The organism is Paenibacillus polysaccharolyticus (assembly GCF_023714295.1).
GTDB classification, from domain to species: domain Bacteria; phylum Bacillota; class Bacilli; order Paenibacillales; family Paenibacillaceae; genus Paenibacillus; species Paenibacillus polysaccharolyticus_A.
On record NZ_JAMAUN010000004.1, the window covers coordinates 187927 to 199735 of the forward strand.

The 11809-nt window shown below is 47.5% G+C and carries 9 protein-coding genes; all 9 read right to left on the reverse strand.

Translation table 11 applies throughout. The features are described from left to right. Window positions 1–82: 82 nt before the first annotated feature. The 9 genes from ftsA to M3629_RS13570 all read right to left on the reverse strand — a co-directional run bounded on the left by ftsA (window position 83) and on the right by M3629_RS13570 (window position 11745). Window positions 83–1360: a cell division protein FtsA gene (gene ftsA / locus M3629_RS13530; protein ID WP_251507108.1), complete on the reverse strand. Its 1278-nt coding sequence runs from the start codon at window positions 1358–1360 to the stop codon at window positions 83–85. Between the two features lie 294 nt (window positions 1361–1654). Continuing rightward, window positions 1655–2422 (reverse strand): cell division protein FtsQ/DivIB, encoded by a 768-nt coding sequence (locus tag M3629_RS13535; RefSeq protein WP_251507111.1) that lies wholly within the window; start codon window positions 2420–2422, stop codon window positions 1655–1657. A gap of 59 nt (window positions 2423–2481) precedes the next feature. After that, entirely contained in the window at window positions 2482–3807 is a 1326-nt protein-coding gene (murA, locus tag M3629_RS13540) for a UDP-N-acetylglucosamine 1-carboxyvinyltransferase (protein WP_353056748.1), read from the reverse strand. Between the two features lie 365 nt (window positions 3808–4172). Beyond that, the gene (murG, locus tag M3629_RS13545) at window positions 4173–5285 is read right to left on the reverse strand and encodes an undecaprenyldiphospho-muramoylpentapeptide beta-N-acetylglucosaminyltransferase (protein WP_251507116.1); all 1113 of its coding nucleotides are present in this window, start codon (window positions 5283–5285) and stop codon (window positions 4173–4175) included. Between the two features lie 8 nt (window positions 5286–5293). Next, entirely contained in the window at window positions 5294–6391 is a 1098-nt protein-coding gene (spoVE, locus tag M3629_RS13550) for a stage V sporulation protein E (RefSeq protein ID WP_251507126.1), read from the reverse strand. Between the two features lie 48 nt (window positions 6392–6439). Then, window positions 6440–7861 carry a UDP-N-acetylmuramoyl-L-alanine--D-glutamate ligase gene (gene murD / locus M3629_RS13555; protein ID WP_251507129.1) on the reverse strand — a complete coding sequence of 474 codons (1422 nt, stop codon included), beginning with the start codon at window positions 7859–7861 and terminating at the stop codon, window positions 6440–6442. Between the two features lie 3 nt (window positions 7862–7864). Beyond that, window positions 7865–8833 carry a phospho-N-acetylmuramoyl-pentapeptide-transferase gene (gene mraY / locus M3629_RS13560; protein ID WP_123062528.1) on the reverse strand — a complete coding sequence of 323 codons (969 nt, stop codon included), beginning with the start codon at window positions 8831–8833 and terminating at the stop codon, window positions 7865–7867. Between the two features lie 12 nt (window positions 8834–8845). After that, a complete protein-coding gene (locus tag M3629_RS13565; protein ID WP_353056749.1) occupies window positions 8846–10258 on the reverse strand; it encodes a UDP-N-acetylmuramoyl-tripeptide--D-alanyl-D-alanine ligase in 1413 nt (470 codons plus the stop codon). Further along, window positions 10258–11745 (reverse strand): UDP-N-acetylmuramoyl-L-alanyl-D-glutamate--2,6-diaminopimelate ligase, encoded by a 1488-nt coding sequence (locus M3629_RS13570; protein ID WP_251507134.1) that lies wholly within the window; start codon window positions 11743–11745, stop codon window positions 10258–10260. The genes M3629_RS13565 and M3629_RS13570 overlap by 1 nt, the downstream gene beginning before the upstream one ends. Window positions 11746–11809: the final 64 nt, after the last annotated feature.

An 11809-nucleotide genomic window follows, 5' to 3' on the forward strand; every position in this document is an offset into this window, starting at 1 on the left:
CATATATCGACGAACGAAAGCGTTTATTTTAGTACCAGCGCATTCAGACGGCCTCAAGAATGTATGAAATGGATCCAACCTGTTATATAAATTCACTGAACATATTCTTCAGTCGTTCGAACAGACCGGGTTTTTGCTCCGATTCCTGTGCCGCATTCGGCTTCGGACGGCTTGTCGGTTTCTTGCTGTTGGTATTGCTGTTGCTACCGCCATTGTTGCTCGAGGGCCTGATGCGTAAACTGCGAATAACATTGTGCAAAATACCTACACCACTGGTGTAACCAGGATCACGGACACCAATGTAATCTGGAACGGCAACACGTACCGAAGCAGCAAGCTCATGCTGTGCAACTTGCAGAACACCAGGCATAGAGACTGTACCACCCGTTAGTATATAACCTCCAGGTAGCTCGTTGTAACCAAGGCGTTTGACTTCTTGTCCAATCATCTGGAATATTTCCTGAACCCTAGGTTCAATAATAGCAGCCAAATCTTCTTGGGAAAACTCCTTGTCCACATTGCTTCCAATGCGAGTGACTTTGAACACCACATCTGCCGCAGCATCATCAAGCCAGGCACAGCCATATTTCAGCTTAACTTTCTCCGCCTGATCCGTCAAAGTACGTAAACCATAAGCAATATCATTCGTTACAAATTCCCCGCCGATTGGCAGTGTTGAAGTCGCAACCAGGCTATCCTCTTCAAAGATAGCGATGGTTGTTGCTCCTGCTCCGATATCCACAAGCACAGAGCCCATCGTTTTCTCATCTTTGGATAAAGCTAACTGGCCTGCTCCGAGTGACATGAGAACGAGGTCACTCACTTTTAATCCCGCTTTTTCCACGCAGCGCAATAGATTATGTATCGCGGTTTTGGCTCCGGTAATGATGGTTGCTTCAACTTCCAGACGAACACCAATCATCCCACGTGGATCTTGTATGCCCTCCAACCCGTCTACAACATATTGCTTGGCGACTACATCAATAATTTCCCGTTCGGGCGGAACCGCAATAACTTCGGCTGCTTTCAACACCCGCTCCATGTCTTCTTCTCCGATCTCACGATCTTCGTTCGATACTGCCACCACACCGTGACTGCTCATCAGTCCAATATGATTGCCTGAGATTCCAACATATACTTCGGATATTTGAATACCCACCATACGTTCTGCATGATCGACTGCATTGCGAATCGACTGCACCGTCTGATCGATATCTACGATTACACCTTTGCGAATTCCTTCCGAGTCGGCAGATCCAACTCCAATAATATTAAAGGTTCCATTATTAATTTCCCCAATAATAGCGCGAATTTTGGATGTACCGATGTCCAAACTAACAATGATGTCATTGTTGCTCAAGTCTGTGGCACCTCCTGACTCCAATAGTAAAATACGTTCGGGTTTAAACACTCATTAAAACATATTCAACACAGCTTAGGCTTTCCCTCTTTTTTCTACAATTTTTTTGGGTGCCAAGTTCTGGATGTGAAACATAAAACCTTGAAGAAAAAAGAAGGAGGCAACTCATATGCCGTAAGTTCAAGTGTACCATTTTTTCTTCATCTCAGAAAGAACAAGTTTCACACATCAACCGGTACTGAAGCCCGATGCTGTCTACACTTTTACGCAACGAACAGCCAATTAGTACAGGCATCATTGCCCGGCTCCCGGCTCAGCGTCATCCTCTGGATTATCCGGTATAAACGGCACATACGTATCCGCCTCAAGCATCGTAATTTTGCCAGGTCGTTCGGTCTCGATCACCTGATTCAAATACTCCACTTTATCCGTTAAAAGCGATATCGTTGTTATCACTTCAAACTGTGACTTGGTGTACATGCGAATCTGATCCGGAAAAGAGGGTGTCGGGTTGGGAATAATTTCGGATATGTCCGTTGTCAGTTCGTTCGGAATTTGAGCCAGCGCCTCGCTCAGTTTCGCTTTGAGCGGATCATTTGGTTTCCATTGTGTCAGAATCGGCTTTTCTACAGCAACACCGATCGTTGGCGGAACATTCAAGCTAGTCCCGTTGGACAATATGGCTTTAAGCGCCCCGCTTGTGTCCAGTTCATAAGCGACTGTAGAAAACTCCTGTACCTTGATATGAATCGTACCCGGAAATTGCTTGTCCACAGTAACCGTCGAGACAGCTTTAATCGTTTTAAGACGTTCAATGATTTCAGTAGCGCTTGTACCAAAGAACTGGTCACCTTCCTTCAAACCACTCTTTTCAAGCAAATCCGCAGTGGCCGTGTATACATTACCCGTAATTTCGATCGCTGATATACGGCTTACAGAAGAACGAAAGAATAATACAGCCAGCAATACAATAAATAATAATAATAGGATAATTACAATTTTACGGCTTGTGTTTCCTTTTGGGCGATTCTCCTTGAGAACCGGAATTTGACTTTTAGGCATAATAACGCTCCACAAAGCCTCAGGCCCCCTCCTCTTCCAAGAAGGGGACGCCAAGGACGTTAATTGGCAAAATCCAACTGTTTCGAAACAGTCGACTGTCTCTCCACTGAGGCTCCAAGACTCTGGAATAACTTTTCGATCTGGTCATATCCCCTGTCAATGTGGTGCACTTGCTCCACTATGGTTTTACCTTGAGCCGCCAGACCCGCAATCACTAATGCTGCACCCGCGCGAAGATCTGTCGCCTCTACTGTAGCCCCATATAATCTCGGAACTCCGCGGATAAAGGCTGCATTCAAATCAACCGATATATCCGCTCCCATGACATTCAGTTCATCCACATGTTTGAATCTTCCTTCGAACACTGTCTCTTTCATCACACTGAATCCGTCTGCCAAACTGAGCAACACCATGATCTGTGATTGAAGATCCGTTGGAAACGAAGGATATGGAGAAGTCGCGATACGATCCACCGATTTTGGGCGGGTCATACAACTCACAGTCATTATATCATTGCAGACTGTGATTTGAACACCAGTGCGCTTTAACACATGTATAAGCGAAGTAAGATGTGCCGGATTGCAGTGTGTAAGCGTAACATTGCCTCGGGTCGCAGCAGCGGCAATCATGACGGTTCCAGCGACAATTCGGTCCGGTATGATTTCATAGGTGCAAGGTTGCAACTTCTCAACGCCATTTATCGTGATTGTATCCGTGCCGGCACCTATAATTCGGGCCCCCATCGCATTCAAAAAATGTTGCAAATCTTGAATCTCAGGTTCCCTCGCCGCATTGAAAATTGTTGTTGTGCCCTCTGCAAGCACAGCAGCCATCATGATGTTTTCAGTGGCCCCGACACTTGGAAAATCCAGATGAATATCCGCACCTGTCAGATTAGCTCCGTGACAGATAATTTGCTGATCTTGCTCTTCAATCTGTGCCCCGAGCGCTTCCAGCCCCCGAAGGTGAAGATCGATTTTACGTTCTCCGATCGCACAGCCACCCGGCTGGTATACAGACACTCTCCCAAATCTCGCAAGCAACGGCCCCATCAGAAAAATGGAAGATCGCATTTGCTTCATAAGATCCTCTGGCACATCATGTGACCGGACGAGCGACGTATTAATCGTCACTGTTCCCTGCTCATGCCGACATGTGCATCCAAGTCGTTCCAGGATATACAGCATTACTTCGATGTCCAGCAAGTGCGGAACGTTGTGCAGCGTAATTTCTCCGTCTGCGAGCAAACTTGCGGCCATAATCGGTAAAGCGGCATTTTTTGCTCCATGGATGCGTATGGATCCTGATAGGGGTCTCCCACCTTCAATCACCAATTTGTCCAATGTATCACCTCCGGGGTTTACGCTCACCCACTGCGAAGACATACGATACCAGATGGATACCGCCTTGAGATGATATAGTGCTTTGAATAGACTGCATAAGGGTGATAACGTCCTCTGCTGTCGCTTGGCCTGAGTGAACAATGACATCCACATCCATTGTCCCCAGTCAATCTCAGCGAATGAATTATCCGTGACACATCCGATCCATGAGGCTCCGCAATCCATCCCTTGGTTCCACCGATCATTGCCAGCACTACCGATTGGCAAACTCACGGTCTTCCCCTAGTTGCATCTTTGCCGATATGATGCTGTACTGCGGTATCATGGAACGATTGTCACGATTTATACCGTATCTTATGTCAGTCCCGTCTGGTGTGTGACAATCGCCCATGAAAGCGTCCAAACGACTAATGTCGTTTGGCTGCAAGACGTTTAATTTCGTTTACAAGCACTTTTGCCGCATCTGGTTTCCCTAATTTTCGAGAAGCCTCTGCCATCTGTTTACGTCCTGATTCATCATTCATAATGCCTGCGATGGCTTCGTACAAACCTTTGCCTGTAAGCTCTCTCTCCAGCATCGTGAGCGAGGCTCCTCCTTTTTCAAGGGTACGTGCATTAGCTTCCTGATGATTGTTGGTTACGTTTGGTGATGGAATAAGAATCGATGGAATACCCAGCGATGTAATCTCCGCAAGGAACGAAGCTCCTGCACGGTTGACAATCAAGGAAGTACAAGCGAGCACTTCGGGCATGTTATGTACATAAGGCAATACATGCAGATGATTAGGCATCGTTCCCAAAGAACTACGGATCGCTTCACGGGTTTCATCGAAATAGGTCTCACCTGTAACGTAAACGACATGTACATCATCCACATGTTCAAGCATTGGCGCCATTTCAATCATCGCCTGATTTATCGCTTTAGCCCCGCGGCTACCGCCAACGACGAGCACAACACGGCTGTCCATCGGAACCCCTAGTGTTGCAAACCCACGATCCCGACTCGCCTGAGCTACCGTTGTTGCTCTCGGGTTACCGGTGTAGATTACCTTTTTAGCTCCCGAGAATGATTTTTCAGATCCTTCGAAACTGACAGCAACCGTATCTACATAACGCATGAGGAACTTGTTCGTCAGTCCCGGGATTGCATTTTGTTCATGGATTACGCTTGGAATACCTAGCTTTGCCGCTGCATAAACTACAGGTCCGCAGACATAACCGCCTGTACCGATGACAACATCCGGCTTGAATTCTTTCAGCATTTTTTTGGATTCCCGAACTCCTTGAACGAATCGCATAATTGTTTTCACATTTTCAAAGGATAATTTACGCCGAAAACCTGTAATGTCAATCGATTTAAAAGGGATATCTTCCTGAGGAACCAGCTTACTTTCAAGTCCTCGTGTACCGCCAATGTATAAAAACGTCGAGTTGGCATTCTCCGCCTCACATTGTCTTGCTATGGCCACGGCCGGATAGATATGTCCTCCCGTACCGCCGCCACTAAGAACGACTCGCATCGTATAAGTCACCTCGCATAACGGGATAAATTCAATAATATGCCCAGTGCGGTGAGCATGAGTGTCAGTGACGAACCTCCATAACTGATCAGCGGCAATGTAATTCCTGTGACCGGCATGAGTCCAATGACTACACCGATATTTATAATGACCTGCACAGCAACCATGCCAATAATCCCCACAGCTAGCAGGCTACCAAAAGACTCCGGAACCGTCATCGCTACACGCATTCCTCTCCACACCAGCACCAAAAACAATAATAATACAATCATTCCACCAATAAAACCAAGTTCTTCCGCCAAAATACTAAATATAAAGTCCGTCTGCGGTTCAGGCACGTAACTGTACTTCTGCCTACTCATCCCTAGCCCGAGGCCAGCCAGTCCACCTGGACCGATCGCATAGAGCGATTGAATGATCTGATAACCCGCACCTAGCGGATCAGACCACGGATCCAGAAACGCTGTAATTCGCTGCAACCGGTAAGGTGCCGCTGCAACAAGTGCCGCGAATCCTGCAACCCCACCAAGCGCAAGCAGAGCAAGATGTTTCATTCGAGCTCCAGTCGTGAAAATGATCAGCATCGATGCACCCATCATGACGGTGCCTGTTCCTAAATCGGGTTGCAACATAATTATGCCAAAAGCAAGCCCCATCAGCCCAAGCGGAGGTAACAGCCCCGTTGTAAAAGTTTTAATTTTACCAGGGTCTTTGCTGAGCCAGTGAGCCAAAAACAAAATCATCCCTAGTTTCATGAACTCGGAGGGCTGGATACCGAACGAACCAATTCCCAGCCAGCTACGCGCACCGCCGCGAACGACACCGATTCCCGGGATTAATACAGCAATGAGCATGATAAAACAGATAATTAAGATCGGTTTGGCATACTTTCGCCATACTCTATAGTCCACATTCGCTGTTACAAACATGGCTGCTAGCCCAAGCACTGCGAATAAAATCTGTCTTTTCACAAAATAAAATGAATCGCCATAGTTGCGGAACGCAAGTACTGAGCCTGCACTGTACACCATAATGATGCCGATGGCAAGCAGAGCCAAGATACAAATCAGGAGCCAAACATCCGGCGCCGGTCGCGTCTGTTTCATCAGGAGGCCACCCCTTGCATGGAAGTAGGGGCTTTTCCACCCCCCTACTTACAAGTTATGCGCCGCCTCTTTAAAAATGCGTCCCCGTTCTTCATAGGAGGCAAACATGTCCCAGCTTGCACACGCAGGGGATAACAGAACAACATCCCCCGGTTCAGCCAGCTCTGCTGCTTCCTGAACGGCAACCGTCAACGTACGGGCAGCGTCCTCCTCATTATCGACGACCTTAATATGCTTTAGTCCCGCAAGTTCAGCAACTTTAGCGATTTTAGCACGGTTTTCACCAAGAACCACTAACGCTTTGACACGTTCCTCCAATACCGGCAAAAGTTCCATCATATCCGAACCGCGATCCAGTCCGCCCGCAATCAACACAACAGGTTCCTTGAAGGAATTCAGTGCCATTACGGTTGCCTTGGAATTGGTAGCTTTTGAATTGTTGTAATAAACTGAGCCATTACGTTCGAGCACATACTCCAGTCGATGTTCGACACCCTTGAAATCAGCGAGCGCAGCAGCCAGCTGTGACGGGTCTGCACCAGCCGCAATTGCAATAGCTACTGCAGCCAATGCATTAGCCACATTAAAACGTCCAGGTATGCCAATGTCCTGCACATCGATGATTACCACTCGATTGCCTTCGCTATCCGCATAGATCACCTGGCGCTTTACATCATCCTCTTCCCCATCGACATAAGGTGGATCTACATATACGCCTGTATCTAGGTTTTCCGTCAATGAGAACGGAATCAATCTCGCCTTGATATAAGGAACGAGTTCACGGCATACCGCATCATCCCAATTGAGAATAGCAACGTCATCTGGCTGCTGATTGGCAAACAGCTTTGCTTTGGAAGCCACGTAATCTTCCATACCGCCATGATAATCTAGATGCGTCTCTGCCACGTTAAGGAGTGCAGCAATACGCGGACGAAATTCTACCGTGCCTTTGAGCTGGAAGCTGCTCAGCTCGACGACCATCCAGTTATCCGTGGTGGCTTGCTCTGCAGCCTCACAGAGAGGTGTTCCAATATTACCAGCGACAATGGGATTCAAACCTGCTTGTTCCAGCATATTTCCTACCCAGGTTGTTGTCGTTGTTTTTCCGTTAGAACCGGTTATCCCGATCATAGGCGCATTGCAAAGGTGATATGCAACCTCTACCTCGGTCACCACCTCAACACCTAATTCAAGCGCTTGTTGCACAGGAGCAGCATGATAAGGAATACCGGGGTTTTTGACGACCAGCTTCACATCACTATGAATAAGATCATCCGGATGGCCCCCGCATACAACAGAAATTCCCAAAGCCTCCAATTCGGAAGCTTCGGGACACTGTTCCCTGTCTTTTTTATCATTTACGATAACGTTAGCCCCTGCACGATGCAGCACCTTGGCAACTTGTACGCCGCTCTTCGCAAGTCCAAGCACGACGACTTGTTGTCCACGATATGTTTCTGGATGATTCATAATTTACAACCCCTTGTTGAGATAAAGTCCAAGAGCGGCCAAAATAGCACCTACCGCCCAAAAGGTAATGACAACCCGCCATTCCGACCAGCCACTAAGCTCGAAGTGATGGTGGATTGGGCTCATTTTAAATACACGTTTACCACGGGTTTTGAAGGATACCACTTGGATCACAACGGAAAGAACCTCGATTACAAAAATACCACCGATGACAAGAAAAAGAAGTTCTGTCTTCGTAACGATGGCAATTGCACCGATGGCACCGCCGATTCCAAGTGAACCCGTATCGCCCATAAACACCTTGGCCGGATGCGCATTGTAAACCAGGAATCCAAGAACAGCCCCAATCATGGCAGCTGCACACACTGCCGCTGGCATCGACGTTGCCTGCATGGCCACAATAGCAAACGCGCCAAAAGCAATCGCACTGACCCCGGAGAGAAGGCCATCCAGGCCATCCGTAAAATTAACCGCATTGGTAATGGCCAGCATCATAAACACAACAAACGGATAATAAAACCATCCGGTCCAGTCAAACGAAACCGAAGTTCCCGGAATCGAAATTGCGGTGCTATGTCCATTTTGAATAAGTAAATAACACATAAGGGCACTGAAAAGCAGTTGCCCCAGCATTTTTTGTCTGGCAGTCAGTCCAAGCGAACGCTTGAAAACAATTTTGATATAGTCATCCAAAAAACCAATGAGACCAAATCCCAGCGTAGCGACAAGCAATACATAAAAGTCTGTGTTTTTGACCGCTGAGAATTTAAGAAATGCCAGCGTGAACGCAAGTAAGATAACAACTCCGCCCATCGTTGGGGTTCCGCTTTTTTTCAAATGGCTCTGAGGTCCGTCTTCCCTGACCTGCTGTCCGAACTTCATCCGCCGCAAGAGCGGAATGAGCAGCGGTGCGGCAATCACCGCCAAAATAAATGAAACGCCGATTGTTAACAGTAATACCTGAAAATCCATGGGTTCACCCCTCTAGTCTACTCGATTCTGTAATGGTGCCGTCTGGAGTGTCTGAACTACGTCCTCCAGTTTCATGCCTCGTGAGGCTTTAAACAAAACTGCATCTTTCGGATGAAGATTCTCCAGCAGATAACGGGTCAATTCTTCTTTGTTATCAAAAGCATGAACAGCTTCAGCTGCCATATGCTTGTTTGCTCCCTCAGCAATATGCACGGATAATGGACCGTACACCAGCACTTTATCCAACTTATCAGGAGTAATATACATCCCGATCTCATGATGAAGTTGCTGCTCCTCCGAACCTAGCTCCAACATATCTCCCAGTACAGCTACTTTCATCCGGTATCCTTTTAACCCTTCTAACACATCTATAGCAGCCTTCATGGAAGTCGGGCTTGCATTATATGCATCATTCAGGAGAGTAACTCCGCTCACCGCCTGAGTGACCTCAATACGCATACCTGTCAATTTCAGCTGTGATAAGCCTGTCGCCATATTTTCCTCATTCATCCCAAAATGACGTGCTACGGCCATGGCAGCCAGACAGTTGATTACATTGTGTGTACCGAGCAAGGGAAGGTTATAGGCTTTGTCGCCAGACTGCTTGGTTGTAAACACCATCCCGTGCTGTGCATTCATCAGCCCTGTTGGATAATCGTCATTATCCTTTTGTAACCCGAATCTAAACCGCTGCATGCCTTCAGGCTGCTTCGTTGCAGACTCTTCAAGCACCTGAGCGATTAAAGGCTCGTCTCCGTTGTATATGAGTAATCCGCCAGGTTTCATACCAGCGGCAATTTCAGCCTTGGCTCTAGCAATTTCAAGTCTTGAGCCAAGTTGAAGCAGATGGGATTCACCAATGTTGGTGATGAGTGCTACATCCGGCTGTGCAATGACAGAAAGGTCATAAATTTCGCCGCGACCACTCATGCCCATCTCCAAAATAATGATTTCCGTATCTGGAGTCATACTCAATACCGTTAGTGGCAGACCGATATGATTGTTAAAATTACCCTGGGTTTTATGCACCTTGAACGTGGTAGAGAGAAGCGCGTTTACAATATCCTTGGTTGTTGTTTTACCGTTACTGCCTGTAATGCCAACGACAGATGCCTTGTTCTCATGAAGATAAGCTGATGCGAGTGCCTGTAGTGCAGTCAGGGTATCGTCCACCAAAATGACAGCTCCCTGCGGAGGAGCACCGTGATTCTTTTGCCACATCGCACCCGCAGCATCTTGCTCCAGACAAGCTTGCACAAACTCATGTCCATCAAAACGTTCTCCCACCAAAGGAATAAACAGACTGCCTGCCACCGGTTTACGTGAATCCGTGAATACCCCTTCGGCGATCACTTCACTATAGACCCCGGCGTCACTTAGTGTGCCACCACACATCTCGGCGATTTGCGCCAATGTTCGTTTTATCAATTGGATTTGCCCCTTATCGCTTCTTTGGCTATGATCCGGTCATCAAAATCGGTCTTGGTTGTTCCGATAATTTGATATGTCTCGTGACCCTTGCCCGCAATCAATACTACATCGGTCGGGCTTGCCATTTCAATAGCCTCATGAATGGCCTGACGCCGATCCACGATCATTGTGTACCGCTCAGAAGGAACGGACTCTTCCATTAGACCTTGCTCAATGTCTTTTAGAATCAGATCGGGATCTTCCGTCCGTGGGTTGTCAGAAGTCACTAATACAAAGTCACTGTACTTCGCAGCAATTTTACCCATCAACGGGCGTTTGGTGCGATCCCGGTCACCGCCGCACCCAAATACGCAGATGACACGACCTTCTGCAAACTCATTGACTGTACGCAGTACATTCTCAAGTCCATCCGGTGTATGGGCATAATCAACGATAACCGCGAATGCCTGACCTTCATTGACAGCTTCCACCCTGCCATCCACACCCGGTACGGTCTCCAGACTACGCTTGATTTCTTCCAGTGGCACACCTTCCACCAGCGTTGCCGAGATGGCCGCCATCGCATTGTACACGTTGAACTTGCCTACCATACGCAGTTCAATGTCCGTGCTGCCCGCAAAAGTATCTACATGGAAGGTCGTCCCTTGAGCTGTGATCGAAATTGCAGATGCACGAACATCCGCCTGTTCTCCCATGCCGTATGTAATAACCTCAGCAGCCGTTACAGAAATATAATAATCCGCGGCCGGATCATCCGCATTGATCACTGCATACTTCCGCTCGGAAGCATCTTCCGCATAACCGTTACCCAGGCGAGCAAAAAACAACCCCTTAGCTCCGCGATATTCCTCCATGGAATGATGGTAATCGAGATGATCCTGTGACAGGTTCGTAAATACCGCTGTACGGAAATCCGTGCCTTTCACACGACCTTGCTCCAATGCATGAGAAGAAACTTCCATCACACAGCATTCCGTACCAGCCTGAACCATATCATGCAAACTACGTTGCAAATCCAGAGCTTCAGGTGTAGTTCCCGACATCGGGTAAGTGCGTCCATCGTATCGCATCTGAATGGTGCCGATCAGCCCCGTTTTCTGACCATAATCGCTCATAATTTTTTCAATCAAATAAGTCGTAGTTGTTTTACCGTTCGTTCCCGTTACTCCGATCATTTTCATCTTGTGGCTTGGCGAATCAAAAAAGAAGTCAGACAGCACTGCCATCGCAAATCGACTGTCTTTCACAATCAATTGCGGTACTGGCAAATCAAGCTGCCGTTCCACAACGAGAGCAGACGCTCCAGCTTGCACAGCTTTATCTGCATAATCATGTCCATCGACTGTATGTCCCGGAAGACAGATAAACAGATCACCCGGTTTGACTTGCCGGGAATCTGTCTGAAGGTTGTGACATTCTGTATGGGGGTCGCCCACGAGACGAGCGGTAATCAACTTGGATTCAAACTGTTTTAAAAGCACATGAATAACCTCACTTTTCCAAATATACTTCTGTATCCACAGATTCCTATAGTATTAATATCGA